Annotated in this window: 22 protein-coding genes and 1 pseudogene; 8 read left to right on the top strand and 15 right to left on the bottom strand. The window is 58.2% G+C overall.

Going from position 1 to position 24,787, the window contains the following annotated elements; genetic code table 11:
• Positions 1–162: 162 nt before the first annotated feature.
• The 8 genes from EDF82_RS15230 to EDF82_RS15265 form a co-directional block, all read right to left on the bottom strand.
• Positions 163–459 carry a YqjK-like family protein gene (locus tag EDF82_RS15230; protein ID WP_123756374.1) on the bottom strand — a complete coding sequence of 99 codons (297 nt, stop codon included), beginning with the start codon at positions 457–459 and terminating at the stop codon, positions 163–165.
• Positions 456–854: a phage holin family protein gene (locus EDF82_RS15235; RefSeq protein ID WP_123756375.1), complete on the bottom strand. Its 399-nt coding sequence runs from the start codon at positions 852–854 to the stop codon at positions 456–458. Before EDF82_RS15235 ends, EDF82_RS15230 begins: the two co-directional genes overlap by 4 nt.
• Positions 855–856: 2 nt before the next feature.
• The gene (locus tag EDF82_RS15240; RefSeq protein WP_123756376.1) at positions 857–1,162 is read right to left on the bottom strand and encodes a YqjD family protein; all 306 of its coding nucleotides are present in this window, start codon (positions 1,160–1,162) and stop codon (positions 857–859) included.
• A gap of 45 nt (positions 1,163–1,207) precedes the next feature.
• Positions 1,208–1,576 (bottom strand): DUF1090 domain-containing protein, encoded by a 369-nt coding sequence (locus tag EDF82_RS15245; protein WP_123756377.1) that lies wholly within the window; start codon positions 1,574–1,576, stop codon positions 1,208–1,210.
• Between the two features lie 149 nt (positions 1,577–1,725).
• Positions 1,726–2,109, bottom strand: a complete 384-nt coding sequence (mzrA, locus tag EDF82_RS15250) for an EnvZ/OmpR regulon moderator MzrA (protein ID WP_123756929.1) — start codon at positions 2,107–2,109, stop codon at positions 1,726–1,728.
• A gap of 2 nt (positions 2,110–2,111) precedes the next feature.
• Positions 2,112–2,774, bottom strand: a complete 663-nt coding sequence (gene yqjA / locus EDF82_RS15255; RefSeq protein WP_123756378.1) for a DedA family general envelope maintenance protein YqjA — start codon at positions 2,772–2,774, stop codon at positions 2,112–2,114.
• A 332-nt stretch (positions 2,775–3,106) separates the two neighbouring features.
• On the bottom strand, positions 3,107–3,883 hold the full coding sequence (exuR, locus tag EDF82_RS15260) for a transcriptional regulator ExuR (protein WP_123756379.1): 777 nt from the start codon (positions 3,881–3,883) through the stop codon (positions 3,107–3,109).
• Between the two features lie 129 nt (positions 3,884–4,012).
• Positions 4,013–5,314, bottom strand: a complete 1,302-nt coding sequence (locus EDF82_RS15265) for an MFS transporter (protein WP_123756380.1) — start codon at positions 5,312–5,314, stop codon at positions 4,013–4,015.
• 482 nt (positions 5,315–5,796) lie between these two features.
• On the opposite strand from EDF82_RS15265, the gene uxaC reads away from it, so the two are divergent.
• The 3 genes from uxaC (at position 5,797) to EDF82_RS15280 (ending at position 9,363) form a co-directional block, all read left to right on the top strand.
• Positions 5,797–7,209: a glucuronate isomerase gene (gene uxaC / locus EDF82_RS15270; protein WP_123756381.1), complete on the top strand. Its 1,413-nt coding sequence runs from the start codon at positions 5,797–5,799 to the stop codon at positions 7,207–7,209.
• A gap of 18 nt (positions 7,210–7,227) precedes the next feature.
• Positions 7,228–8,715, top strand: coding sequence for a UxaA family hydrolase (locus EDF82_RS15275; protein ID WP_123756382.1), 1,488 nt, complete (start codon positions 7,228–7,230; stop codon positions 8,713–8,715).
• A 93-nt stretch (positions 8,716–8,808) separates the two neighbouring features.
• Positions 8,809–9,363, top strand: coding sequence for a YgjV family protein (locus EDF82_RS15280; protein ID WP_123756383.1), 555 nt, complete (start codon positions 8,809–8,811; stop codon positions 9,361–9,363).
• A gap of 18 nt (positions 9,364–9,381) precedes the next feature.
• Here EDF82_RS15280 and sstT read toward each other — a convergent pair whose 3' ends face one another.
• From sstT to EDF82_RS15300, 4 genes are all read right to left on the bottom strand, one after another.
• Complete coding sequence (gene sstT / locus EDF82_RS15285; protein ID WP_123756384.1) at positions 9,382–10,629, bottom strand: serine/threonine transporter SstT; 1,248 nt, start codon at positions 10,627–10,629, stop codon at positions 9,382–9,384.
• Between the two features lie 254 nt (positions 10,630–10,883).
• Positions 10,884–11,852: a TerC family protein gene (locus tag EDF82_RS15290; protein WP_123756385.1), complete on the bottom strand. Its 969-nt coding sequence runs from the start codon at positions 11,850–11,852 to the stop codon at positions 10,884–10,886.
• A 280-nt stretch (positions 11,853–12,132) separates the two neighbouring features.
• Positions 12,133–13,122 carry a Gfo/Idh/MocA family protein gene (locus EDF82_RS15295; RefSeq protein ID WP_123756386.1) on the bottom strand — a complete coding sequence of 330 codons (990 nt, stop codon included), beginning with the start codon at positions 13,120–13,122 and terminating at the stop codon, positions 12,133–12,135.
• Between the two features lie 73 nt (positions 13,123–13,195).
• The gene (locus EDF82_RS15300) at positions 13,196–13,696 is read right to left on the bottom strand and encodes a M48 family metallopeptidase (protein WP_123756387.1); all 501 of its coding nucleotides are present in this window, start codon (positions 13,694–13,696) and stop codon (positions 13,196–13,198) included.
• Positions 13,697–13,832: 136 nt separating this feature from the next.
• On the opposite strand from EDF82_RS15300, the gene rlmG reads away from it, so the two are divergent.
• Positions 13,833–14,969 carry a 23S rRNA (guanine(1835)-N(2))-methyltransferase RlmG gene (gene rlmG, locus EDF82_RS15305; protein ID WP_123756388.1) on the top strand — a complete coding sequence of 379 codons (1,137 nt, stop codon included), beginning with the start codon at positions 13,833–13,835 and terminating at the stop codon, positions 14,967–14,969.
• Between the two features lie 116 nt (positions 14,970–15,085).
• Here the strand turns inward: rlmG and EDF82_RS15310 are convergent, their stop codons facing one another.
• The 3 genes from EDF82_RS15310 to lsrR form a co-directional block, all read right to left on the bottom strand.
• Positions 15,086–17,107, bottom strand: coding sequence for an NADPH-dependent 2,4-dienoyl-CoA reductase (locus EDF82_RS15310; protein WP_123756389.1), 2,022 nt, complete (start codon positions 17,105–17,107; stop codon positions 15,086–15,088).
• A gap of 321 nt (positions 17,108–17,428) precedes the next feature.
• Positions 17,429–19,018 carry an autoinducer-2 kinase gene (gene lsrK / locus EDF82_RS15315; RefSeq protein ID WP_123756390.1) on the bottom strand — a complete coding sequence of 530 codons (1,590 nt, stop codon included), beginning with the start codon at positions 19,016–19,018 and terminating at the stop codon, positions 17,429–17,431.
• 37 nt (positions 19,019–19,055) lie between these two features.
• Positions 19,056–20,027, bottom strand: coding sequence for a transcriptional regulator LsrR (lsrR, locus tag EDF82_RS15320; protein ID WP_123756391.1), 972 nt, complete (start codon positions 20,025–20,027; stop codon positions 19,056–19,058).
• A gap of 217 nt (positions 20,028–20,244) precedes the next feature.
• Here lsrR and lsrA point away from each other — a divergent pair, with 217 nt between their 5' ends.
• The 4 genes and pseudogenes from lsrA to lsrB all read left to right on the top strand — a co-directional run bounded on the left by lsrA (position 20,245) and on the right by lsrB (position 24,778).
• On the top strand, positions 20,245–21,732 hold the full coding sequence (gene lsrA, locus EDF82_RS15325; RefSeq protein ID WP_123756392.1) for an autoinducer 2 ABC transporter ATP-binding protein LsrA: 1,488 nt from the start codon (positions 20,245–20,247) through the stop codon (positions 21,730–21,732).
• Entirely contained in the window at positions 21,729–22,763 is a 1,035-nt protein-coding gene (gene lsrC / locus EDF82_RS15330) for an autoinducer 2 ABC transporter permease LsrC (protein WP_123756393.1), read from the top strand. Before lsrA ends, lsrC begins: the two co-directional genes overlap by 4 nt.
• Positions 22,764–23,763: pseudogene (gene lsrD / locus EDF82_RS15335) on the top strand (autoinducer 2 ABC transporter permease LsrD).
• A 1-nt stretch (position 23,764) separates the two neighbouring features.
• A complete protein-coding gene (gene lsrB / locus EDF82_RS15340) occupies positions 23,765–24,778 on the top strand; it encodes an autoinducer 2 ABC transporter substrate-binding protein LsrB (RefSeq protein WP_123756395.1) in 1,014 nt (337 codons plus the stop codon).
• Positions 24,779–24,787 lie beyond the last annotated feature (9 nt).

Consider the following 24,787-nt stretch of genomic DNA (forward strand, 5'->3'; position numbering starts at 1 on the left):
AAGGAAAACTGTAGATCTTTATCAAAGAATCTGAGTAAGAGGTGAGGGGAAGGCCAAATGAACGTATCTGCACGCAGCGGCTACCCGCTGGCACAGAGAAAGAACGTCAGGGATTATGAGGTGTATCAGCCGTACAGCGGCGCTGGTGCGCCTGAGGGGGGATCAGTGAGTGGATGGCTGGCGCATCAGACGTTTGACCATACGCCAGGTGCTCCAGAGGCCGACGCCCCGTTTCGTCCAGCGCAGTAAAAACCGCGGATGGCGCACTGACCACACCGCCATGATACCGCTGCCGACCATCGCCCATGAGCGAAGATGCTGGAACGTCTGCCAGCCGCGATCGATCGGTGCGGTGGCCTCAAGCCAGTCACGACGGCTGGCGCTTAAATCCAGCCGTTGTTGTTGGATCTGGCGCAGCAGCAGCGCTTTTTGCCGTTCACGTTCCTGCTTATTGCTCATGACCGATCGTCCTCCAGCAGCGCCCGGTCTTCGGCCAGCTCTTTGCGCGTCATGCGCAGGAACGTCGAACGACGGGCTTTGCGTAGCGTCCAGATCCCGCCTATCAGCGAGCTGAGCAGCAGTACGGCGGTGGTGGCAATCATGACGTTCAGCCGGTATTGCGGATCGATGGCCCAGATAATCAGCACCAGCAGGCTCATCAGGCCAAAGGCGGCAAACAGCAGCGTCAGTCCCAGCATAAGGAACAGCTGGAAGAGATTGGCTTTCTCTTCTTCCAGCTCCACGACCACCAGGCGCAGGCGTGTTTCCAGCATTTCGACCAGCAGGCTAACTATCCGCTGACCAATACCGAAAACGCTCTTGCCTGGGCCTTGCGTGTGTTGAGTATCCGCCATAATTAACGACGCGTCAGCAGGACACCCAGCACCAGCCCGACGGCTGCGCCAATCCCGACACCGGTCCACGGATTTTCGCGGACATAGTCGTCGGCGCGAGCAGCGGTTTCACGGGTTTGTCTGACGATGGCGTCGCTGGTTTCACCCAAGCGAACGCGGCTCTCTTTCAGCGCGCTTTCCGCTTTACTACGCAGTTTGCCCACTTCTTCTTTTGACTTATCCGCTGAGGAGTTCAGCACTTCTTCCAGGGTATCCGCCAGCGTTTTCAGTTCGGCACGCAGATCGTCTGCAACGTTGTCTTTAGGCATCTTTCTCTCCTGTGGAGTGGTTCCATATACGTAAGAAATTACGGATTAGTAATCACGCGACTCCAGCGTTTTCAGCTCTTGTTGCGCTTCATCAAGCTTGCTCTGACGCTTGCTGATTTTATCCTTGTCGCCTTTCTGCCGGGCTTCCTGCAGGTCGCGCTGGCGTTCAGCCACTTCTTCCCGCTGTTTGGCGATTTTTTGCTGATGATCGGCCTTGAGCTGACCGTCATTGCAGTGTGCTCTGACTTCACTAAGCGCTTTGTTCAGGCCGTCAATGCGGTTCTGATTGTGGTGTTTTTCAGCGTAGGTGATCTCACGCTTGATATCCTGCTCTTTTTCCTGACACGGGGAGTTGGCAAAGGCGCTGGCGCTCAGCGAACCCATCACCAGCAGCAGAACGACGTGGTATTTCATGAATGCTACCTTCCATTGTGTAAGGGCATATCCGGGAGATATGCCCGATCCAGTCGATAAACGTCAGCCCGGCGGCTCCCGCAATCTTAAGCATAGTAAGTAAAACGAGATTTCACCAAACTGTGTGAAAATATTCAGAATTTTGGTAATTATCCGAATCTATGAGGGACGTCGCGCAGGCGAGAGAGCCATGCTGTTGGCGTATTTTCATCCTCAAGCAAAGCAATAATATAACCGTGCGGCAGGGCGCGGCCCAGCACTTCTTTTGCCGCGATGCTTTGCTCGCTGGAGTCGAACTTAATCAACAGCCCGTCTTTTTGAGGGGTAATGCTTTTAAAGCGAATGCCGTTGGCGTCGAGATGATGCCAGACGGAGAAGCCGTCCGGCATGCCAACACCCTGGGTGACAGGGTGGATCGCCAGGGTGGATTCCTGCTGTTGGACAGCAAGCCAGAGCCAGAACAGGGCGCACAGAAGCACAGAGCCGCCCAGCATCCAGCCAATCTGGCGCAGAGAGAGGCTTTTTTTGACCATCTTCATCCCCGACTACTGTGTTTTTTCTTCCACAGGACAACTAACGAACCGACCAGACCAAACACCAGCAGCACCACCGGCAGCAGCATCAGGCAGGACATCAGCTGATCTTCATACTTCAGGAAGACCGGCGTTTTACCCAGCAGATAGCCCAGGGTGGTCAGAATCAGCACCCACAGCAGGCCGCTCATCCAGTTAAAGAACTGAAAACGGGCATTATTCAGACCGGACAGCCCGGCGATGGTGGGTAGCAGCGTACGTACGAACGCAATAAAGCGGCCAATCAACAGCGCGGAGAGCCCGTGCTTGTGGAACAGGTGATGCGCACGCTGGTGGTAGTGCGACGGCAAATGTGACAGCCAGTTTTGGACTATTCGCGTATTACCAAGCCAGCGCCCCTGGATATAGCTGAGCCAACAGCCCAGGCTGGCGGCGGTGGTCAGGAGAAGCAGCGTTTCCGGAAAACCCATCGCCCCTTTGGCAATCAGCACGCCGACCAGCACCAGCAGGCTGTCACCGGGTAAGAAGGCGGCAGGAAGCAGGCCGTTCTCAAGGAACAAAATCATAAATAAGACAAAATACAGCATGCCAATCATGGAGGGATTGGCGAGGGTTTCGTAATCCTGGCTCCACAGAGCATTCAACAATTGGGTTAATAGTTCCATTCACGATTCCTGGTACATCGGTTAACGATATGTCTGAACGCGGTAGCGACCTGGATTCTTATTAGATTATGGCCGCTGCTCATGCGTTCTGAACGGTTCCTTGTTCAAAAGTGAAGCCAGCAAAAGCTAACTCTCAGAGCGACAAAATGCATCTAATTGTAACAAAGGCACCGACTTTTCGTCAGAAAAATTGCAGTTTGTTGCGCATTGATTTTGCTGATTGCAATGGCGGGTGGCGAGTGTCTTTACACAGGCTGACACTATATATGTTTGCTTACCCAAACGCGGGAACAGGCAGGCGCAGACGGCCTGCCCGACAGGCGGATAATCGCTTATTTTACGCTGTTGGTCGCCGTATCGAGGTGAACAACAGGATTATCGGCAAACAGATAACGATCGGCGTTGAATTCAAAATCATCGCTGGTTTCGTTGAACAGCATCAGCTTGGTGTTTTCCAGATGCTGCCACATTGCCAGTTTTGCCGCGTGCGGATCTTTGCGAATCAAGGCCTTGAGGATTTCGTCATGATCGTCGCACCAGTTATCCACGGTGCGCAGGTCAATGTGATCATGCAGTTTTTTCCAGTACGGGTTATGCACGCGCTGGGTCCACATTTTTTCGACGATAGCCGCGAGGGCAGTATTCTGCGTCGCCAGCGCGACCTGGACGTGAAACAGCAGATCCCACTCAGAATCGCGGTACGACTTCTCTTTGCGCGATTTCTCCTGGATCTCCATCAGTTTCATGATGTCCTGCTTGGTCACCTGGGTGGCGGCGAACTCAGCGATGTTACTTTCAATCAGCTGACGCGCCTGCAGCAGTTCAAACGGACCATAGCTGGCGAACTCCAGGTTCTCATCAATGGCCTGCTGGTATTTCGGGTGGTTGGAGATAACGTGGATGCCTGAGCCTTTACGGACTTCAACATAGCCTTCCACTTCCAGCATGATAATGGCTTCGCGAACCACGGTGCGGCTGACGCTTTTCTCGTCGGCGATAAACCGTTCTGCAGGCAGTTTATCGCCCACAAGGTAGACGCCTTGCTCAATACGCGCCTTGAGCTCAGCGGCAAGCTGCTGATACAAACGACGCGGTTCTGTGATTTCCATATTCACTCCCGGAAGATGGCGACAATATTGGATTTGTTATACCACTTTTACGCCCATCTCACCACTGTAAGACATGAAAAAGCCGCCTGTAAGAAGGCGGCCTGGTGAACAACTCAATCAGTATGACAACTAGCTCTGCGTCGCCGGTTTACTCGTTTTGAGCGAGGGAGAGTCGTCATCGGCTGGTTTGTTCTTCAGCACGGTCCAGATGACGACGGCGCCCAACAGGTCGAAGACCGCCAGTACGGCAAACAGCGGGCTGAAACCAATGGTATCGGCCAGCGCACCGACCACCAGAGCAAACATGGTACTTGCCATCCATGCCGCCATACCGGTCAGACCGTTGGCGGTTGCCACTTCGTTACGGCCAAACACGTCGGAAGAGAGCGTAATCAGCGCACCGGACAGGGCCTGGTGAGCGAAGCCACCGACGCACAGCAGGGCGATAGCAACGAACGGGCTGGTGAACAGGCCGATCATCCCAGGGCCAATCATCAGCAGGGCGCCCATGGTGACCACCATTTTACGGGATACAATCAGGTTCACACCAAACCAGCGCTGGAACAGCGGCGGCAGGTAACCCCCGATAATACAACCCAGGTCAGCAAACAGCATCGGCATCCAGGCGAACATCGCGATTTCTTTCAGGTTAAAGCCGTAGACTTTGAACATGAACAGCGGGATCCAGGCGTTAAAGGTACCCCAGGCTGGCTCAGCCAGGAAACGCGGCAGGGCGATGCCCCAGAACTGGCGGTTGCGCAGAATCTGCCACGGAGACATTTTCTTGCCGTTATTGGTCTGATGCTGAGATTCCTGACCACCAATAATGTAGTCACGTTCTTCGGTGGTTAATTTTTTCTGGTCGCGCGGGTGTTTGTAGAATACCAGCCATGCCATCGCCCAGATAAAGCTTAAGACGCCGGAAATGATGAACGCCATCTGCCAGCTGTGCATCACGATAGCCCAGACCACCAGCGGCGGAGCAATCATTGCGCCGATAGAGGAGCCGACGTTGAAGTAGCCTACGGCAATAGAACGTTCTTTTGCCGGGAACCACTCAGAGCTGGCCTTCAGGCCTGCCGGGATCATCGCGGCTTCTGCCGCACCGACGGCGCCACGTGCCAACGCTAATCCACCCCAGCTGCCCGCCAGCGCCGTGGAGCCACAGAAAATAGCCCAGGCAATCGCGAAGAAGGCGTAACCGATTTTCGTCCCCAGGACATCAAGAACGTAGCCCGCAACGGGCTGCATGACGGTATAAGCAGCTGAATAAGCTGCGATGATATAGGAATACTGTTGGGTGGAGATGTGTAACTCTTCCATCAGAGTCGGCGCAGCCGCAGCCACAGTGTTACGCGTCAGGTAGCCCAGCACGGTGCCCATGGTCACCAGTGCAATCATATACCAACGTAACCCTTTAATTTTACGCATGTAAAACCTCATCGTTTGTTTTATCTCCGCAGCGAGTGCGGCCATCTTCAAACCCTGTCACCGGGGTTGAGAAGGAGAAACGGAGGGCTCAGGGGGATTAACCCATATGGCCCGAACCTTGCCATCAGTTGTTTTGCTTAATTCGGTATCCATACCGGTCAATGCGATGAGATAAATCATCGCGAAATCATTCCAACGGTTTATATGTTGCGACGGCAGAACGATAACTTGTCATACAACTTTAAAAGTTGAGTGCTGTCACAAAAGTGGGAAAGTTTATGGGGGTATTATTCCCTGCGGAAGAAGCCAGTACTGGCGCGGCTTGCAGCGGTGTTTACTCCGGAGTGAGTACTTTTTTTGTCAGCGTTTATTGATCTAACTCACGAAAAAGATTTCGGCCTGTAGAAATTGGTGTGATAACTTTGTCAGCATAGAGTCAATCATCTGAACGGCTCCTCAAGGGGAGCGAAGAGGAAATGAAAATGACAGCGTTTATGACCGAAGATTTTCTGCTTGATACCGAGTTTGCTCGTCGTCTGTACCATGATTACGCCAAAGATCAGCCGATTTTCGACTATCATTGCCACCTTCCGCCGCAGCAGATTGCCGACGATTACCGTTTTAAAAACCTGTATGACATCTGGCTGAAAGGCGACCACTACAAGTGGCGCGCGATGCGCACCAACGGCGTGGCTGAGCGCCTGTGTACCGGCGATGCCTCGGACCGCGAGAAGTTTGACGCCTGGGCCGCCACCGTACCGCATACCATCGGCAACCCGCTGTATCACTGGACGCACCTGGAACTGCGCCGTCCGTTTGGTATTACCGGTCAGCTGTTATCGCCGCAAACTGCGGGGGCTATCTGGGATCAGTGCAACGACCTGCTGGCTCAGGACCGCTTCTCTGCCCGCGGGATCATGACCCAGATGAACGTCAAAATGGTCGGTACCACCGACGATCCGATCGATTCGCTGGAACATCACGCGGCGGTGGCCAAAGTGACCACCTTCAAAACCAAAGTGCTGCCAAGCTGGCGCCCGGATAAAGCCTTCAACATCGAACAGGCGACGTTCAACGACTACATGGCGAAGCTGGGTGAAGTGTCTGATACCGACATTCGCCGCTTTGCCGATCTGCAGTCCGCGCTGACGAAACGCCTGGATCACTTCGCCGCTCACGGCTGTAAAGTGTCTGACCACGCGCTCGACGTGGTGCTGTTTGCTGAAGCCAGCGAAGCGGAACTGGACAGCATTCTGGCCCGTCGCCTCTCCGGCGCGGCGCTGAACGAACAGGAAGTGGCGCAGTTTAAAACGGCGGTGCTGGTCTTCCTCGGGGCTGAATATGCCCGTCGCGGCTGGGTGCAGCAGTACCATATCGGCGCACTGCGCAACAATAACCTGCGTCAGTTCAAACTGCTGGGGCCAGATGTGGGCTTTGACTCCATCAACGACCGCCCGATGGCGGAAGAGCTGTCGAAGCTGCTGAGCAAGCAGAATGAAGAGAACCTGCTGCCGAAAACCATTCTTTACTGCCTGAACCCGCGCGATAACGAAGTGCTGGGCACCATGATCGGCAACTTCCAGGGCGAAGGGATGCCGGGCAAGATGCAGTTCGGCTCCGGCTGGTGGTTCAACGATCAGAAAGACGGGATGGAACGTCAGATGACCCAGCTGGCACAGCTCGGCCTGCTGAGCCGTTTCGTCGGGATGTTAACCGACAGCCGCAGCTTCCTGTCCTACACCCGTCATGAATATTTCCGTCGCATTCTGTGCCAGATGATTGGCCGCTGGGTTGAAGCCGGCGAAGCGCCAGCGGATATCCAGCTGTTGGGTGAGATGGTGAAAAATATCTGCTTTAACAATGCGCGTGATTACTTCGCTATTGAACTGAACTAAGACCAGAGGCCGGTTGATATGCAATACATTAAAATCCATTCGCAGGATAACGTTGCTGTCGCGTTAGCTGACATGGCTGCGGGGACTCAGGTCACCATCGACGGTGATACGGTCACCCTCAGCCAGGACGTTGTACGCGGTCATAAGTTTGCATTACGCGCGATTGCGAAGGGAGATAACGTCATTAAGTATGGTCTGCCCATTGGTCACGCGCTGGCGGATATCGCGCCAGGTGAGCATATTCATGCTCATAACACGCGGACCAACCTGAGCGACCTTGACGAGTATAGCTATCAGCCGGAACTGATCGAGCCATCGGCACAGCCGGAAGACCGTGATGTCCAGCTTTATCGTCGTGCGAATGGTGACGTCGGGGTGCGCAATGAATTGTGGATCCTGCCGACCGTCGGCTGCGTTAACGGTATCGCTCGTCAGATCCAGAACCGCTTCCTGAAAGAGACCCAGGATGCGGAAGGCACCGATGGCGTGTTCCTCTTCAGCCACACCTACGGCTGCTCGCAGCTGGGGGATGACCACGTGAACACCCGCACCATGCTGCAAAACATGGTGCGTCACCCGAATGCCGGGGCGGTGCTGGTGATTGGCCTGGGCTGTGAGAACAACCAGGTGGATGCCTTCCGTGAAACCCTCGGGGATTTCGACCCCGAGCGTGTCCACTTTATGGTCTGCCAGAAGCAGGACGACGAAGTGGAAGCCGGGCTTGAGCATCTGCATCAGCTGTATGACGTGATGCGCCACGACAAACGTGAGCCGGGTAAGCTGAGCGAACTGAAGTTTGGCCTGGAGTGCGGCGGATCCGACGGCCTGTCCGGGATCACCGCGAACCCGATGCTGGGCCGTTTCTCGGATTACCTGATCGCCAACGGCGGCACCACCGTGCTGACCGAAGTGCCGGAAATGTTCGGTGCTGAGCAGCTCCTGATGAGCCACTGCCGCGACGAAGAGACCTTCGGTAAGCTGGTGACCATGGTCAATGACTTTAAACAGTACTTCATCGCGCATAACCAGCCGATCTACGAGAACCCATCGCCGGGCAATAAAGCGGGGGGCATCACCACGCTGGAAGATAAATCATTAGGCTGCACCCAGAAAGCGGGTTCCAGCCAGGTGGTGGACGTCCTGCGCTACGGCGAACGTCTGAAAGTGCATGGCCTCAACCTGCTGAGCGCACCGGGTAACGATGCGGTCGCCACCAGCGCGCTGGCCGGCGCAGGCTGTCATATGGTGCTGTTCAGCACCGGTCGCGGTACCCCGTATGGCGGTTTTGTACCGACGGTAAAAATTGCCACCAACAGCGAGCTTGCTGCGAAGAAGAAACACTGGATCGACTTCGATGCCGGGCAGTTGATTCATGGCAAAGCCATGCCGCAGCTGCTGGAAGAGTTTGTCGATACCCTGGTTGAGTTCGTGAATGGCAAACCGACCTGCAATGAACGCAATGATTTCCGCGAGCTGGCGATCTTCAAGAGCGGCGTCACCTTGTAGGTTCGAGAGGGACCCCGGTCTTTGTCGTTAACGTGAAAACGGCGCTCCTTCGCAGGAACGCCGTTTTTTTCTTTTTGCTGAAAAGGATCTTTCATGACTGCGTATTGGGTTGCCCAGGGCGTCGGCGTCATCGCCTTTTGTATCGGTATCACCACCTTTGTGCACCGCGACGAAGGTCGTTTTAAACGTCAGCTGGCGCTGTACAGCGGGATCATCGGTCTGCACTTTATTCTGATGGGGGCGATACCGGCGGGCATGAGCGCCGGGCTGAACGCCGTGCGCACCTTGATTTCATTGCGCACCCGTAGCCTGTGGGTGATGACGATTTTTATTGTGCTGACTCTGGTGTTGGGGCTGGGGAAACTACAGCATCCGATGGAGCTGTTGCCGGTTGTGGGCACCGTAGCCAGCACCTGGGCCCTGTTCCGCTGTAAAGGGCTGACCATTCGCTGCGTCATGTGGTGCTCTACCGCCTGCTGGGTGACGCATAACCTGTGGCTGGGGTCGATTGGCGGAACGCTGATTGAAGGCAGCTTTTTGATCGTCAACGGTCTGAATATTATCCGTTTCCGACGCATGATAAAGCGGGGGATCGATCCGTTTAAACAGGAAGTGGCAGAGATGCAAGAAACCCCCTCCGCACGTTAGCGGAGAGGGTCGGCAGGATTAATCGCGCAGCGCGTTTTTCGCCAGCTGATCGTCTTCAGCCATACAGGCCGCGGCGGTGAACAGCACGTCGGTAGAGGAGTTCAGTGCCGTTTCGCAGGAGTCCTGCAGAACGCCGATGATGAAGCCCACAGCAACCACCTGCATGGCGACATCGTTCGGGATGCCGAACATGTTACAGGCCAGCGGGATCAGCAGCAGAGAGCCACCGGCGACGCCGGAAGCACCACAGGCGCACAGCGATGCCACGACGCTCAGCAGCAGGGCGGTCGGCAGATCCACCGGGATACCCATGGTATGGACGGCGGCCAGCGTCAGCACCGTAATGGTAATCGCGGCCCCGGCCATGTTGATGGTGGCACCCAGCGGGATGGAGACGGAGTAGGTATCGCGATCGAGGTTCAGCTTTTCGCTCAACGCCATATTCACCGGGATGTTGGCGGCGGAGCTGCGGGTAAAGAAGGCGTACACGCCGCTTTCACGCAGGCAGGTCAGCACCAGCGGATACGGGTTGCGACGGATCTTCCAGAACACCAGCAGCGGGTTAATCACCAGCGCCACCAGCAGCATACAGCCCACAAGCACAACCAGCAGCTGACCATAGCCCCACAGCGTAGAGAAGCCGGTAGTCGCCAGGGTGGATGAGACGAGGCCGAAAATCCCCAGCGGCGCGAAGCGAATCACCATTTTCACAATGAAGGTCACCGCATGGGACACATCGTTGATCAGGTTTTTGGTCGTCTCATTGCCGTGACGCAGCGCAAAGCCCAGGCCAACGGCCCATACCAGGATCCCGATATAGTTGGCGTTCAGCAGCGCATCAATAGGGTTCGACACCATGCTCATCAGCAGCCCGCGCAGGACTTCGACGATCCCCGATGGCGGGGTGATATCGCCGGCGGCAGCGGACAGATGCAGCGTGGAAGGGAAGGCAAAGCTAAACAGCACGGCGGTTAATGCAGCGCTGAAGGTCCCCAGCAGGTACAGGAACAGAATCGGACGGATGCTGGTCTTCTGCCCCTGCTGGTGGTTAGCGATTGATGCCATCACCAGCATCAATACGAGTACCGGTGCGACGGCTTTTAACGCGCCGACAAACAGCGTGCCGAGCAGGCCAACGGCAATGGCCGCCGGTTTTGACACCAGCGCTAACAGCACGCCAAGAATCAGCCCCACTAAAATTTGTTTTACCAGGCTACCCTGAACAAGACGCCGTAGCAGGCCCGATGAAGGAGTTTGTGTCGTCATAATGCATTCCTTGTGGTGATGTCGCTGTCCGTCTCATGTACGTACTCTTTGTTACGCTTATGTCCGGATGTAAATAAATGTTTGCCTGGTCGAGTATACGGAAAGCGCGGCGGGTAGGAAGCGTAAAATGCTGCTTATTTCGTTCAGATCTTATTTTTTAACTATATATTAACGAATGTGTGACATAGCGAGGGATAATGCATGGTGCCAGTTGCTGGCCGGGCAAAAAACCTCTTCACCCGGCCATTTGCGGCTTATTGCTGTAATTTTTTCTTGTCGTTCTGCATGTTGACCCAGGCGTTAATCAACAGGGTCAGGGTCAGAATGCCGCCCACCACGCCGAGCGAAACGCCAATCGGGATGTGGTAGAAATCGACGATCAGCATCTTGATACCGATAAACACCAGGATCACCGACAGGCCATATTTCAGCATCGAGAAGCGCTCCGCCACGCCTGCCAGCAGGAAGTACATGGCGCGCAGGCCAAGGATCGCGAACAGGTTTGAGGTCAGCACGATGAACGGGTCGGTGGTCACGGCGAAAATCGCCGGGATGCTATCGACCGCGAAGATAACGTCGCTTAACTCCACCAGGATCAGCACCAGCAGCAGCGGGGTAGCGAACAGGATACCGTTCTTGCGCGTGAAGAAGTGTTCATTTTCAATTTTATCGGTCATGCGCAGGTGGCTGCGGATCCAGCGTACCAGCGGTTTGTCGCCGATGCCGGAATCATCTTCCTTCGCCAGCGCCATTTTCACACCGGTAAACAGCAGGAACGCACCGAAGATGTAGAGCAGCCACTCGAACTGTGAGATAAGCCAGCTTCCGGCGAAGATCATCACCGTACGCAGCACGATCGCCCCAAGAACACCGTAAACCAGCACCCGACGCTGCAGCGCAGGCGGCACGGCGAAGTAGCTGAACAGCATCAGCCAGACGAAGACGTTATCAACGGCCAGCGCTTTCTCAATCAGATAGCCGGTAAGGAAAGCCAGCGCCTGAGGATCGGCAACCTCGCGGCCCTGGGTCTGCGCCAGGTACCACCAGAAAGCGGCGTTAAAGAGAAGGGAGAGGGTGACCCAAAGCATCGACCAGCCTGCAGCCTGCTTGATGGTCATGCCATGCGCGCCACGCCGACCCTGAAGAAACAGATCGATGGCCAGCATGATCACGACGACAACGGCGAATCCACCCCACAATAACGGTGTGCCGACAGTATTCATTACTCGATTCCTTACATAAAAACAAAACGGCTGACGTCGGAAGACGGCAGCCGCTGCGTGTTTATGCATAGACCTCGCCTTCCGGCAAGGTCTCACTTACAACAACCAAAATACCGCACACTGAAGGCGAACGCTTTGGTTATTGCCCGGCGACCGGATGCGGTTTTGCACGCATCGTAATGACGATCCACCGGCAAGGAAGTTACTCCCCTTTGCACGTAACAAAATATTACAAGTCATAAGAGGCGTCAATGGTCGATGACGGCCTCTTTACACTCTTTTACGCCACCTGTGGATTATCCGCCGGGAATACCACACCGGTCTGACGGCGAATTTCGCTGAGCAGTTTGGCCGTAATCCGGCTGACTTCCAGACCCGGGTGATTCACCTGGTTGGCCTCGACCAGATCCGCGAAAACGTCCGCCTCATACAGCATCGTATTGATGTGCTGGGGCTGCGTCAGATCCTGCGCTTTGCCACCGCGGGGGATGAAAGCAACCTTCTGGCACTCCGAGATTTTCTCGATCACCAGCGCACCGGCTTCGCCCTGGATTTCGCTTGGCAGCGTAGAATCGCTCACTTTTGAGTGGTGCAGCGTGACGTCAAAATCCGCGTAGCTCAATACCACGGTACCCTGAGCATCGACGCCGCTGTCCAGCAGGCTGGCGCTGGCGTGCACGGCGCGCGGTTCACCCCACAGCGCGACGGTGGAGGCCAGGCAGTAAAAACCGATATCCATGATCGAGCCGTTGGAGAACGCCGGGTTGAAGGTGTTCGGGTTCTCGCCATCAAGGTAACGCTGATAGCGGGAGGAGTACTGGCAGTAGTTGATAAAGGCTTTATGCAGTTTGCCCACTTTGCTGAGCGACTGCTGCAGCAGCAGGAAATTCGGCAGGCTGGCGGTTTTGAAGGCTTCGAACAGCACCACCTGGTTTTCCTGGGCGGTAAGGATGGCGGCTTCGACTTCCTGAATGTTGGAGGCCAGCGGCTTTTCACAAATCACATGCTTTTTATGGCTCAGGAACAGCTGCGTTTGCGGGAAGTGCAGGGAGTTCGGGCTGGCAATATACACGGCGTCAACGGCATCGCTCTGCGCCAGATCCTCCAACGACGTGAACAGATGGTCGACGGGATAATCGCGCGCAAAAGCCTGGGCTTGTTCAAGGCTGCGAGAGTAAATTGCGGTGAGTTTATACTTGCCAGTTTCATGGGCGGCATCGACAAACTGTTTGGTTATCCAGTTTGTACCAACAACAGCGAAACGTATCATAAACGTTGACGAACTCCGTTAAAGGGGACCTTTTGCCACTCTACCATGCCAGCATGACAAAACCAGTGCGCCATTACGCAGAACGATTTAACGAAAGATGCGTTAGCCACAGGCGGGTATCGAACTCCAGCTGGTGGTACTGAGGCTCCATATAACAGCACAGCTGATAGAAGGCTTTGTTGTGATCTTTCTCTTTGAGGTGCGCCAGTTCATGGACCACAATCATACGCAGAAAGGCCTCCGGCGCATCGCGGAACACCGTCGCCACCCGGATTTCAGCTTTGGCCTTCAGCTTGCCGCCCTGAACCCGTGAAATGGCGGTATGCAGGCCGAGCGCGTTATTCAGCACGTGAATTTTGTTGTCGTACATGACCTTGTTGATCGGCGCGGCGCCGCGCAGATAGCGCGACTTCAGATCCTGGGTGTACTGATACAGCGCCTTATCGTTATTGACGTCGTGGCCTTCGGGGTAGCGTTTATTCAACACCGCGCCCAGACGTTGCTCGGCGATTAGGGTGCGGACCTGAGAAAGCAAATGCTCCGGGTAGCCCTGCAGGTAAGTCAGTTGGCTCATCAATACTCCAGACAGAAGAACATCACATCCTCTTTCAGGTGGCTTCGGCGCATCCTGAATGATTTTGTGTGCAAAAAGGGTATACTCACGCACCCTTTCAGGGATAACACCGAAATTTTACCACTCAGGAGGGCCGATGAGCCACTTAGACAACGGTTTCCGTTCACTGACATTGAAACGTTTTCCGGAAACGGATGACGTCAACCCGCTTCAGGCGTGGGAAGCGGCGGATGAATATCTGCTGCAGCAGTTAGATGACACGGAGATTAACGGCCCGGTCCTGATTCTGAATGATACCTTTGGCGCATTGAGCTGCGCCCTGGCGGAGCATACCCCGTTCAGCATTGGCGACTCCTATTTAACCGAACTCGCCACCCGTGAGAATTTACGCCATAACGCGATCGAAGAATCCAGCGTCAAGTTCCTCGACAGCACGGCAGAGTACCCGCAAGCGCCGGGTATCGTGCTGATCAAAGTGCCGAAAACCATGGCCCTGCTGGAGCAGCAGCTGCGCGCATTGCGTTTGGTCGTGACGCCGGAAACCCGAATCATCGCCGGGGCAAAAGCCCGTGACATCCATACCTCGACCCTTGAGCTGTTTGAAAAAGTGCTGGGGCCGACCACCACCACCCTGGCCTGGAAAAAGGCCCGCCTGATCAACTGTACCTTCAGCGCCCCGGCTCTTGCCGATGCGCCGCAGACTTTAAGCTGGAAGCTGGAAGGGACCGACTGGACGATCCACAACCACGCGAACGTGTTCTCACGTACCGGACTGGATATTGGCGCGCGCTTCTTTATCGAACACCTGCCGTCAGACCTTGAAGGCGAAATCGTCGATCTGGGCTGCGGCAACGGGGTGGTCGGGCTGACGCTGCTGGAGCAAAACCCGCAGGCCAGCGTGGTGTTCGTCGATGAGTCGCCGATGGCCGTCGCCTCCAGCCGCCTGAATGTCGAAACCAACATGCCGGACGCGCTGGATCGCTGCGAGTTTATGATCAACAACGCCCTGTCAGGCGTCGAGCCTTTCCGCTTTAACGCCGTGCTGTGCAACCCGCCGTTCCACCAGAAGCATGCGCTGACGGACAATATCGCGTGGGAGATGTTCCACCACGCGCGCCGCTGCCTGAAGATCAACGGCGAGCTGTACATCGTGGCGAACCGTCACCTCGACTATTTCCACAAGCTGAAGAAGATTTTCGGCAACTGCACCACCGTCGCCACCAACAATAAATTCGTGGTGCTGAAAGCGGTGAAAATGCGCAAGTTGCGCTAATCGCAGACCGCCCGCCGGGCTACTCCTCTCAGTAGCCCGTATCTGTGTAGCCAGCGCATGTAGCCCGGGCAAGCGCAGCGCCCCCGGGAAATCTCTGGAAATCCCGGGAACTCCCGTTAAATCTCCAGCGCCAGCTTCGTCCCCTGGGCGATGGCGCGGCGGGCATCCAGCTCCATCGCCACATCGCACCCGCCAATCAGATGCACCACTTTCCCTGCCGCACGCAGCGGATCCGCCAGCTCGCGGCGCGGCTCCTGCCCGGCACAGATAACCACCTGATCGACGCGCAACACCTGCGGCTCTCCGCCGATCGTCACATGCAGCCCCTCATCATCGATCTTCTGGTAGCTCACGGCCGGGATCATCTTAACGCCGCGCGCCAGCAAGGTCGCCCGGTGGATCCAGCCGGTTGTTTTACCTAAACCGTCGCCAGGCTTGCTGGCCTTGCGCTGGAGCATCACAATTTTGCGCGGACTTTTCTCCAGCTGCGGCCCTTCCGGGCGCAGGCCGCCGGCGGTCTGCAGACTGGTATCGATGCCCCATTCTTTGCAGAATTCGGCGATATTCTGGCTGGTGGCGATGGCGGGCTGGCTCAGGAACATCGCGGTATCAAAACCGATCCCGCCGCAGCCAATAATCGCCACGTTATCGCCCACCGGCGCTTTGTCACGCAGGACGTCGAGATAGCTCAGCACTTTCGGGTGGGTGATGCCGTCGATCTCCGGCATCCGCGGGGCGATCCCGGTGGCGAGGATCACTTCGTCGAACGCCGTCAGGCGATCCGCCGTCACCCGATCGCCGATGCGTACGTTAACGCCGTGCCGATCCAGCATCCGGCGGTAGTAACGCAGCGTTTCGTAAAACTCCTCTTTGCCTGGGATCTGTTTGGCGATATTAAACTGACCGCCGATTTCCTGCTGTGCATCAAACAGGGTCACAGAGTGGCCGCGCGCGGCGGCATTCACGGCAAATGCTAGTCCGGCCGGGCCTGCGCCGACCACCGCCAGGCGTTTTGGTGTCGGAGCTGCTGTCACCGGCATCAGGGTCTCATGGCAGGCGCGCGGGTTGACCAGGCAGGAGGTGACTTTGCCGACGAAGATCCGATCCAGGCAGGCCTGATTACAACCGATGCAGGTGTTGATCTCGTCCGCCCGTCCGCTTTGCGCTTTGCTCAGGAACTCGCCATCGGCAAGGAAGGGACGGGCCATCGACACCATATCGGCATCACCGTGGGCGAGGATCGCGTCCGCAACGCCAGGATCGTTGATGCGGTTGGTGGTCACCAGCGGGATCGACACCGCGCCTTTGAGCTTGCGGGTCACCCAACTGAAGGCTCCGCGCGGGACCGGGGTCGCGATGGTGGGAATGCGCGCCTCGTGCCAGCCGATACCGGTATTGATAATTGTGGCGCCCGCCGCTTCGATGGCCTGCGCCAGCGTGGTGACTTCCTCCAGCGTGCTGCCGTCGGTCACCAGATCGAGCATCGACAGGCGGTAGATAATAATAAAGTCGTGGCCGGCCCGTTCGCGGACCGCGCGCACCACTTCCACGGCAAAGCGCATGCGCCGGGCATAATCGCCGCCCCACTCATCGGTACGCTGGTTGGTGCGGGTGGCGAGGAATTCGTTAATCAAATAGCCCTCTGAACCCATCACTTCAACGCCGTCGTAACCGGCTTCCCGGGCCAGTTGCGCGCAGCGGGCGAAATCGTCGATCAGCTGCAGGATCTCCTGATGGCTCAGCGCGTGCGGGGTAAAGCGGTTAATCGGCGCCTGTAACGCCGACGGGGCCACCAGCTGCGGCTGATAGCTGTAGCGCCCGGTATGCAGAATCTGCAGGGCGATTTTGCCGCCTTCGCGGTGTACCGCTTCGGTAATCTGCCGGTGGTGTGCCAGATGGTGGGCATCGTCGAGCACCGCGCCGCCTGCCATCGTAACCCCGGAAGCAGCAGGGGCCACGCCGCCGGTGACAATCAGCGCCACGCCGTGACGGGCGCGTTCGGCGTAAAAGGCCGCCAGCCGCTCTGCGCCGTCGGCATGTTCTTCCAACCCGGTGTGCATGGAACCCATCAGCACGCGGTTTTTCAGCTGGGTGAAACCCAGGTCGAGCGGGGCGAATAACGACGGGTAGTGGCTCATAATGGCTTCCAGTCTCTTATACCCGTCATACTTCAAACTGCATATGTGTTGGCTGCGCCCGCTCACCCCAGTCACTTACTGATGTAAGCTCCTGGGGATTTACGGCCTTGCCGCCTTCATGCAGCTTGAATGATTTCGGATATGTAACATTATTGTTATGTGGTCGGATGAGTTACTAATTTAGCCGTCGCGCGGAAAAAGGGAAAAAGAGAGTGCGGTGATTGTGATGGGATTCAAAGATCCTGCAGGCCAGCTGAACGGCGATGCTGGAGTCAGCATGCGCCGCCTGTGGTGTGGACGGTGTCGTCGGGGTGAGGCAGGTTACGGCGTCCGCGCCCGGACGGGCGGAACCAGCCCCGGCGCCTGCCACATCGAGGTGGTCAGACCGCTGTCCACCAGACCCAGCTGGTCGGCATAGACCGACTGCCATTTTTCCATCATCCCCTGATACAGCTCGCGGTGGGCCGGGTTAGGTGTAAAGACCCGATGCCAGCTCACCAGTTTTTCCCCGGCGCTCGCCATATCGTGGTACAGACCGGCGCCGGTCCCGGCGGCAATGGCGCAGCCCAGCGCGGTGGCTTCGCGCACCACCGGCACCCGCACCGGCAGGCCGGTGACGTCGCTGAGGATCTGGCTCCACAAGGCGCCTTTCGAGCCGCCGCCGGCGAATACCAGACTGTCGAAGGCAACCCCGGAAAAGCGCGAAATCTGCGCCAGATTACAGGCGGAGACGATGGCTGCGTTCTCCTCCAGCGCGCGGAACAGCGTGGCCTTGTTGCATTTCTCCGGGTCGATGGAGAGGTTAATAAACGACGGCGCGGCGTGATACCACTGCTTGAAATGCATCGCGTCGGAGAAAATTGGCATCACGCCGTGCGAGCCTGCCGGTACGCGGCTGGCCATCTCCTCCAGCAGGGAATAGGCATCCACCCCGAGGCGCTCGGCAACCAGCTTCTCTTCGGCGCAAAACGCATCGCGGAACCAGCGCATGGTCAGGCCGGTAAAGAAGCTGATGGACTCCGCCTGCGCCATGCCGGGAATGACGTGCGGGTTCACGCGGATGTTCATGTCCGGGTCGGTCCGTACTTCCGGCAGGTTGACCACCTGTTGCCAGAAGGTTCCGCCCAGCACGGCGCTTTGCCCGGCGCGCACCACCCCAAGACCCAGGCAGCCGAGCTGAACATCGCCGCCGCCCATCACTACCGGCGTGCCGGCCCGCAGGCCGCACTGCTGCGCCGCCGCGTGGGTCACCGCGCCGAGCAGCGTCCCGGTCTCTTTGACCGGGGAGAGCATATCCGCGCGCAGTCCCGCCATGTCGAGCAGCGCCGGGCGCCAGTCGCGGCTGAACAGGTCGAGCATGCCGGTGGTACCGGCGTTGGACGGGTCGACGGCCAGCTCGGCGGAGAGTTTTGCCGCCAGCCAGTCGCTAATCATGGTGATGGTTGCCGCTTTGCGGTAGATATCCGGGCGATGGTGGGCCAGCCACAGCAGACGCGGCATGGCGCTCAGCGCCAGGGTCTGGCCGGAGACGTCATACACTTCGGATTCAAAATGAAAATCGTGGATCTCTTTGAGCTCCGCCACTTCGCGGCTGGCCCGGGCATCAACGTTGGCGCAGGCCCAGATAGCCTCGCCGTTACGGTCGTACAGCACGATGCCTTCACGCATCGAACAGCAGGCCACGGACTGAATATCGGCCCCCTGGAGATGGGCGTTTGCCAGCGCCTGGCGAATGCACTGGCAGGCCAGCTGCCAGTTGGTGGTGAGGTCGAACTCCATTGAGCCGGGCACATTTTCGATACTCAGGTGCTTCCATTCTGCCTGGCCGACCGCCAGCTGGCGGCCGCTGAGATCGAAAATTACCGCCCGAATACTGCCGGTCCCGGCATCTAACGCTAACAGGTAACTCATGACATGCGCCTCGCGATTGTTGCGCGGCGCAGGGCCGTCAGGAGGCCAGCGTGAGCACCGCGCGTGCTGTTGTCTCTTCCGTTACCAGGCCATTGATGCGTTTGCCCACCAGGGCGGCATAAATCGCCTGCGCTTTTTCCGTCCCACCGGCAACGCCGACAATGGTCGGCAGCTGCGCCAGTTCGTCGAGGGTCACCCCGAGCAATTCCCGGTGAATCTCCAGCCCCTCAACCCGCTGACCATCGGCCTGCAGGAAATACCCCAAAATGTCGCCCACCGCGCCTTTGCGGGCATACATCAGCTGTTCGCCTTCGCTGATGTAGCCAGAGCGCAGGATCGTGGCATCGCGATGCTGGTCGATGGCGCCGATGCCCACGACCGCCGCATCTGCCGCCGTTGCCGCAAGGATCACGTCCCGCACGCTCGACTCCCGGCGTAAAATTTCTGCCACATCGGCCGAAGAGACCCGCAGCGGTGCCGGAATAATGCTGACGCGACAGGCGGCGTCCAGCTGGCCGATGCCGGTCATATACGGGCCGACGCCGCCGGAGAGCGTAACCAGGCGTACCTGCTGCGAGCTGATAAACCCGCTGAGATGCTGCAGGCAGCTCATGGTCGCTTCACCAAAACCCACCGCCAGCAGCTGCCCCGGTTCGAGGACGCCCATCAGCGATTGCGCCGCGCCGATCCCCAGACGGGTGTTCATCGGCGGGGTATTGAGCGCCGGCAGCACCCGGGCGATCTTCAGGCCAAAACGCTGCTGCAGTTCGGTTTCCAGCGCCAGGCACCCCTCATAGCGAGAGTTGATCTGCACGCGGATCACCCCGGACTGGCGGCCTTTCTCCAGCAGGCGGGAGATCTTTAAGCGCGGCAGCCCCAGGCGCTCGCCAATATCGTTCTGCGTCAATCCATCGTGGTAGTAACACCAGGCCACGCGCGCCACCAGCTCCTCTTCGGCTAACGCCAGGCCAGCGTAGCGGCTCTCTTCCGTAATGCGTTTTTCGCTCATAAAGTGAACTCTTATAAAAATTTAGATCATATGTTCGCTCTTGCGCAGCCGGAAAGTGTGAGCCGACTGGCAAAACCGATCTTTCATGGTTTGGCGATTTTTTCCAACGATCTAAAGCACCAATCTGTGATCTTTGCACGGTTGTAAATATAGTTCACGGTCTACGCTTTTGAACATTATTAAATTAAAAAATCATTTGTTCATACGAGGCGTGACAATGAAGCCATTGCTTGAAGCCCGCCAGATCCGCAAACAGTTCTCCGGCATCGCCGTGCTGAAGGGCATTGATTTCACGCTCTTTTCCGGCCAGGTGCATGCGCTGATGGGCGGCAATGGCGCGGGGAAATCGACGCTGATGAAGATTATCGCCGGGGTCGAAACGCCTGATGACGGTGAACTGACGCTCGGCGGCCGCACATTTTCGCGCCTCAATCCGGCGCTGGCTCACCAGTTAGGGATTTACCTGGTGCCTCAGGAGCCGATGCTGTTTCCCAACCTGACGGTGCGCGAGAACATTCTTTTCCGCCTGCCGAGACGGCCCGAAAACGGCGAACGTTTGCAGGAGAAGCTGCAGCAGCTGAACTGCCAGATCAATCTGGAGGCGGCAGCCGGCACGCTGGAGGTGGCGGATCAGCAAATGGTGGAGATCCTGCGCGGCCTGATGCGCGATGCGCAGATCCTGATCCTCGATGAACCGACGGCTTCGCTGACCCCGGGCGAGACGGATCGCCTGTTTCGTCAGATCCGCGCGCTACAGGATCTCGGCGTCGGTATCGTTTTTATCTCGCATAAGTTGCCGGAGATCCGCCAGATCGCCAGCCATATCTCGGTGATGCGGGACGGCGCGGTGGTGCTGAGCGGTGAAACGGCGGCATACAGCGACGCCCAGCTGATTAGCGCGATGACGCCGGCCGACCGCCAGCACGATCTGAGCGATTCGCAGAAGCTGTGGCTGGCGCTGCCGGGCAACCGCCGTACTCAACCGCAGGATTTTCCGGTGCTGCGGGTGGAGGATCTGACCGGCGAAGGGTTTATCGATCTCAGTCTGGAGATCCACGCCGGCGAGATCGTCGGCCTGGCCGGGCTGGTGGGATCCGGGCGCACCGAATTTGCCGAAACGCTGTACGGGCTGCGTGCGTCGCGGGCCGGGCGCGTGTGGCTGGAGAACCGCGATGTCAGCCGCGACAGCACCCGCCAGCGGCTGGCCAGCGGGCTGGTCTATTTGCCCGAGGACCGGCAGGTGTCCGGGCTGTTTCTCGATGCGCCGGTACGCTGGAACACGGTGATGTTCAACCAGCCATCGTGGTGGCAGCAGCGCCAGCGCGAAGCGGCGGTGGTGGAGCGCTACCACCGGGCGCTGGGCATCAAACTGAATCATAGCGAGCAGACCGTGCGGACGCTCTCCGGCGGCAATCAACAGAAGGTGCTGCTGGCCCGCTGTCTGGAGGCCAACCCGCTGCTGCTGATCGTCGATGAACCCACGCGCGGCGTCGACGTTTCTGCCCGGGCCGACATCTACCAGCTGCTGAAAAGCGTCGCCGCGCAAAACGTGGCGGTGCTGATGATATCGAGCGATCTCGATGAGTTTGTCGGGCTGGCCGACCGGGTACTGGTGATGCATCAGGGCCGGCAGAGCGGTGAACTGCTCCGGCCGGCGGTGACCGTCGATCGCATGATGACCCTGGCCTTTGGAGGAGAGTCATGAAAACGTTACTCAGAAACCGCGAGCTCAGCGCGCTGCTGGCAATTCTGGCGCTGTTTGCGCTGCTGATCGCCCTCAACCCGGCCTGGTTCAGCCTGCAGATTCTGGCGATGATCTTTGCCAGTTCGCAAATCCTGTGCCTGCTGGCGCTGGGGGCCACGCTGGTGATGCTGACCCGCAATATTGATGTTTCCGTCGGTTCGACCGTCGGCCTGAGCGCGATTGCGGTCGGTGCCGCGCTCAACGCCGGCTATGACCTGGCGCTGGCCATCGGCTTTTCGCTGGCGGTTGGCGCCCTGGCCGGGGCGTTTAACGGCCTGCTGGTGGTGGGGCTGCGTATTCCGGCGATTGTCGCCACCCTGGGAACCCTGGGGCTGTATCGCGGGGTGATGCTGCTGTGGACCGGCGGCAAGTGGATCGAGGGGCTGCCCGATAGCCTGAAGTCGCTGTCGGAGCCGCTGTTTATCGGCGTCTCGCCGCTGGGCTGGCTGGTGCTGGGGCTCCTGCTGGTAGGCGCGTGGCTGCTGGCGCGCACTGCGTTTGGCCGTGACTTCTACGCCGTGGGCGACAACCTGGCCGCCGCGCGTCAGCTCGGCGTGGCGGTGAATCGCACGCGCATGCTGGCGTTCACCCTGAACGGCATGCTGGCGGCCTGCGCCGGGATCGTCTTTGCCGCGCAGATCGGTTTTGTCCCTAACCAGACCGGCAGCGGGCTGGAGATGAAAGCCATCGCCGCCTGCGTCCTCGGCGGGATCTCGCTGCTGGGCGGAACCGGCACGCTGGTGGGCGCTTTCCTCGGCGCCTTTTTCCTGACGCAAATCGATACCGTGCTGGTGCTGCTTCGGCTGCCGGCGTGGTGGAACGATTTTATCGCCGGTCTGGTGCTGCTGGGCGTGCTGGTGCTCGACGGACGGCTGCGCCAGGCGCTGGCGCGTCATCAGCGGGCGCTGAAGTACAGCCGCTTTCAGCCCGGTAACAAAGGGGGAAAGCACGTCACCCCGTTCACCAACCGTAAGAACAAAGAGGTGGCGTAGATGAAACTCAACTGGGAATGCGCGCTGCTGCTGTTACTGGTGCTGGAGATCCTGCTGTTTGGCGCGATCAACCCGCGGATGCTGGACATCAACATGCTGCTGTTCAGCACCAGCGATTTTATCTGTATCGGTATCGTCGCGCTGCCGTTGACGCTGGTGATCATCAGCGGCGGGATCGATATTTCGCTGGGCTCCACCATTGGCCTGTGCGCCATTGCCCTCGGGGTGATGATGCAGGCGGGCTGGCCGATGGCGCTGGCGATCCCGCTGACCCTCGTGGTGGGGCTGCTGTGCGGCCTGCTTAACGCAGCACTGATTCACTACACCGGCATCAGCCCGCTGGTGATCACCCTCGGCACGCTGTACCTCTACGGCGGTGCGGCGCTGCTGCTTTCCGGGATGGCAGGGGCGACCGGTTATGAAGGGATTGGCGGTTTCCCGGACAGCTTTACCGCCTTTGCTAACCTGACGCTGCCCGGGCTTCCGCTGCCGTTACCGCTGGTGCTGTTTGCGGTGCTGAGCTTTTTCTTCTGGCTGCTGGCCCACCGCGGGCGCTTTGGCCGTCACCTCTTTTTGCTGGGACAAAACCCCCGGGCCGCGCGCTATGCGGCGTTGTCGGTGAACGGCATGCCGTATGTGCTGTATGGCCTGGTGGGGGTGGCGTCGGCGATAGCGGCGCTGATTCTGGTCTCCTACTTCGGCTCGGCGCGCTCGGATCTCGGCCGCGACCTGCTGATGCCGGCCCTCACTGCCGCCGTGCTCGGCGGGGCGAATATCTACGGTGGGTCCGGTTCGATCCTCGGTACGGCACTGGCGGCACTGCTGGTGGGGTATCTGCAACAGGGTTTACAGATGGTCGGCATCCCCAACCAGGTGTCGAGCGCGCTGTCAGGGGCGCTGTTGGTTGTGGTGGTGATGGGGCGCTCGCTGAGCCTGCACCGTGAATGGCTGCGGATGGCCTGGCGACGTGTTTCACGCGCATAACTCACTCGGAGCATAAAATGAAAGCTAAACATCTCTTGCACATCAGTGCCCTCGCGATCGCGATGAGCGTAGCCACCGCCCAGGCGGCAGACCGCATCGCTTTTATTCCTAAGCTGGTTGGCGTCGGCTTCTTTACCAGCGGCGGCAACGGCGCGAAAGAGGCGGGCAAAGCGCTCGGCGTGGATGTCACCTACGACGGCCCCACTGAACCCAGCGTTTCGGGTCAGGTGCAGCTTATCAATAACTTCGTCAACCAGGGTTACAACGCGATTATCGTCTCTGCGGTGTCGCCGGACGGCCTGTGTCCGGCGCTGAAGCGGGCGATGCAGCGCGGGGTGAAGGTGTTGACCTGGGATTCCGACACCAAGCCAGAGTGCCGCAGTATTTATATCAATCAAGGCACGCCGCAGCAGCTCGGTGGCCTGCTGGTGGAGATGGCCGGGAAGCAGGTGAGTAAACCGGCCGCCAAAGTGGCGTTTTTCTACTCCAGCCCTACGGTCACCGACCAGAACCAGTGGGTGAAAGAGGCAAAAGCCAAAATCGAAAAAGAGCACCCGGAGTGGCAAATTGTCACCACCCAGTTTGGCTATAACGATGCCACCCGTTCCCTGCAAACCGCTGAGGGGATCTTAAAAGCCTACCCGGATCTTGACGCCATTATTGCCCCGGACGCCAACGCGCTGCCGGCCGCCGCACAGGCGGCAGAAAATCTCAAACGCCAGGGCGTCGCCATCGTCGGCTTCAGTACGCCGAACGTGATGCGCCCGTACGTTGAGCGCGGCACGGTGAAAGCCTTCGGCCTGTGGGACGTGGTGCAGCAGGGCAAAATTGCGGTCAACGTCGCCGATCGCTTGCTGAAAAAGGGCGATCTTAACGTCGGTGACAGTGTGGAAGTGAAAGATCTCGGGGCGCTGAAGGTCGAGCCAAACAGCGTGCAGGGTTATCAGTATGAAGCGAAAGGCAACGGGATCGTGCTGCTGCCGGAGCGCGTGGTGTTCACCAAAGAGAACATCAATAACTACGACTTCTGAGGGAGGATG

It is taken from the genome of Klebsiella sp. BIGb0399, from assembly GCF_003752615.1.
Taxonomy (GTDB): domain Bacteria; phylum Pseudomonadota; class Gammaproteobacteria; order Enterobacterales; family Enterobacteriaceae; genus Klebsiella; species Klebsiella lignicola.